The 2,024-nt window shown below is 69.1% G+C and carries 1 protein-coding gene and 1 tRNA gene; one reads left to right on the top strand and one right to left on the bottom strand.

Going from position 1 to position 2,024, the window contains the following annotated elements:
- Positions 1–897: 897 nt before the first annotated feature.
- Positions 898–984 (bottom strand) — tRNA-Leu (locus VFW24_08825).
- 225 nt (positions 985–1,209) lie between these two features.
- On the opposite strand from VFW24_08825, the gene fabD reads away from it, so the two are divergent.
- On the top strand, positions 1,210–2,024 hold an 815-nt coding region (fabD, locus tag VFW24_08820), incomplete at its 3' end, for an ACP S-malonyltransferase (GenBank protein ID HEX5266865.1).

Here is a 2,024-nt window from a genome sequence, read left to right as displayed (position 1 = left end):
GGACCTGGACATGGTCCGGGGAGTCTACGGCCCGCTGGGGCCTTCCGACCCTGTTGATACGGCGTTCCGGGACCGGTCGGCTCGAACAGGCGTTCGATATCCTTGCGGGAATGACCTACCCCGCCGAGATCGTGTCTCGGCAGCCGAGCTGATCGAGCAGGGCGCGAGCATCGCCGAGGTGTCTCGACGGACGGGAGTCAGCCGGGCAGCCATTCGGGACTGGATCCGGGATGACCCCGCCTCCGTTGTCCTCCAGCGCCGCGGTAGGGGTGCCGATCACGTGCCGGACGACTGCCCCTGGGTTCACCGGATCGCGAACGTCGCGCCGACGTATGCGTACCTGCTGGGCCTGTACCTCGGAGACGGATGCTTGTCCGAAGGCAGGCGGGGGGTCTATCGCCTGAGGATCACTTGCGACCTGGCGTATCCCAGGATCATTGGTGAGGGCTATCGGGCAATGCGGGCTGTTCTGCCGAATCGTGTCGGCAGGTTCCGAAAGGAGGGGTGCCTTGACCTGTCGAGCACATCGAGGCATTGGCGTTGCTTGTTCCCGCAACACGGGCCAGGCGTCAAGCACTCCCGCCCGATCGTGCTGGAGGATTGGCAAGCCGACGTGGCGCTCCGCTTGCACCCCGATCAGCTCCTGCGAGGATTAATTCACTCGGACGGCTGTCGGGTCCAGAATCGCGTCTGGGGACGTAAGTATTCCTAGACCCGATACTTCTTCACCAACGCCTCGTCGGATATACGGGATATCTTCTGCCAGGCGTGTGACCTGCTCGGAGTCGACCACCGCCCGAATAATGCGAGAAACATCTCGGTGGCCCGCCGTCGAACCGTTGAGATTCTCGACTCGTTCGTCGGGCCCAAGAGGTAGTAGGGGGACCACTTCCGGCCTGGTGCCCGGAGCGGGATTTGAACCCGCACGCTCTTGCGAGCCGATGGGTTTGAGCCATCGGAGTCTGCCGATTCCTCCATCCGGGCCGCCTCGAACGCTACCAGTGGTGCCTTCTTAGCTACCGCGCGGTAGTGAGACAGGCCGGGGCCCGACGCCTAGCCTTTGCGGCGTGCCCGGGATCCGACTCCGCCCCCGGTGGCTGGTGCCGCTGGCCGTGTGCGGGGTCCTGACGACGCTCCGCCAGGCCCTTTTGGCCCGCAACGACCGTCGTCTGGCCCGATAGCCCGCGACAGAGGGAAGAGAGGCCGGCGGTGCTGATCTTCACCTTCCCCGGGCAGGGCTCGCAGAAGCCGGGCATGGGCGCCCGGTGGGTCGACCACCCCTCGTGGGAGCTGGTGGCCGACGCCTCCGAAGCGGCGGGCCGGGACGTGGCCCGCCTGCTGCTGCAGGCGGACAAGGACGAACTGACCCAGACCCGCAACTCGCAGCTGGCCACCTTCACCCTGTCCCTCGTGGTCCTGGACGCCGTCGAGCGGCTCGGCCTCGAACCGGCGGCGTGCGCCGGCCACTCCCTCGGGGAGTACTCGGCCCTCGTGGCCAGCGGCGCCATCGCCTTCGAGGACGGCGTGCACCTGGTGGCGGAGCGGGGGGAGGCCATGCAGGCCGCGGCGGAGGAGAACCCGGGAACCATGGCCGCCGTCCTCGGCCTCGACGACGACGGGGTCGAGGCGGCGTGCATGCGGGCCGAGTCCGGGGCGTGGGTGGCCAACTACAACGCTCCCGGCCAGGTGGTCATCGCCGGCACCCCGGCCGGGGTGGAGGCGGCGTCCGCCGTGGCCAAGGAGATGGGGGCCAAGCGGGCCATGGCCCTGCCGGTCGGGGGCGCCTTCCACACCCCGCTGATGGAGCCTGCCCGCAACCGGCTGCGCAAGGCCATCGCCGAGGTGACCTTCCACCCCCTCGAGGTGCCGATCACCGCCAACGTGGACGCCCGGGTCCACACCGAGCCGGCCGAGTGGCCCAGCCTGCTGTCGGCCCAGCTGTGCAGCCCGGTCCGCTGGCACCAGACCGTGGCGGGCCTGGCGGCCAGCGACCCGGCCACGGCGGCGTTCGTCGAGCTGGGCCC

Source organism: Acidimicrobiales bacterium (assembly GCA_036273495.1).
Lineage (GTDB): Bacteria > Actinomycetota > Acidimicrobiia > Acidimicrobiales > JAJPHE01 > DASSEU01.
This window is presented reverse-complemented; position numbering and strand designations above follow the sequence as displayed.